Below are 448 nucleotides of genomic sequence, written 5' to 3' on the forward strand. Positions count from 1 at the left end.
ATCAATGTCTGATGAAGTGACCAAAGCAACGAAAGTTGCAGCAGTTAATTCAGCAATTCATTGAGCCGCTTTTCGAAGCAACCAAACTTAAATTGAAGAGTTTGATCATGGCTCAGATTGAACGCTGGCGGCAGGCCTAACACATGCAAGTCGAGCGGCAGCGGGAAAGTAGCTTGCTACTTTTGCCGGCGAGCGGCGGACGGGTGAGTAATGCCTGGGAAATTGCCCAGTCGAGGGGGATAACAGTTGGAAACGACTGCTAATACCGCATACGCCCTACGGGGGAAAGCAGGGGACCTTCAGGCCTTGCGCGATTGGATATGCCCAGGTGGGATTAGCTAGTTGGTGAGGTAATGGCTCACCAAGGCGACGATCCCTAGCTGGTCTGAGAGGATGATCAGCCACACTGGAACTGAGACACGGTCCAGACTCCTACGGGAGGCAGCAG

The 448-nt window shown here is 53.1% G+C and carries 1 rRNA gene; it reads left to right on the plus strand.

The features are described from left to right. Positions 1–89 precede the first annotated feature (89 nt). Positions 90–448, plus strand: a 16S ribosomal RNA gene (locus MUW49_RS17360); the annotation flags it as partial.

It is taken from the genome of Aeromonas sp. LsrichE-8G (genome assembly GCF_022869435.1).
GTDB lineage: Bacteria > Pseudomonadota > Gammaproteobacteria > Enterobacterales > Aeromonadaceae > Aeromonas > Aeromonas caviae.